A 234-nucleotide genomic window follows, 5' to 3' on the forward strand; every position below is an offset into this window, starting at 1 on the left:
TCATTTGGCGGTTCTGATGCTCAGAACGCTTGTTCCGCTGGTGTAACCGCCATCGCCAGACGTGAGTTTCCTCGCCATGAGCAACTGATGAACCTGTGTCACGTCTAACCCATTCGCCGCCGTGCCGACCACGCCAATCCACTAAACCGGACTCGGCATCGACGCCAATGTGCGCTTTCAGACAGCCGTTGATGACCTGCAAAATCCCTCTCGCCAACTCATGCTTTTTTCAGC

Annotated in this window: 1 pseudogene; it reads right to left on the reverse strand. The window is 55.1% G+C overall.

The features are described from left to right. Positions 1-181 (reverse strand): annotated as a pseudogene (locus ACPYOG_RS20910) (transposase); the annotation flags it as partial. Positions 182-234 lie beyond the last annotated feature (53 nt).

Source organism: Leifsonia sp. HAY1-4F (assembly GCF_056755275.1).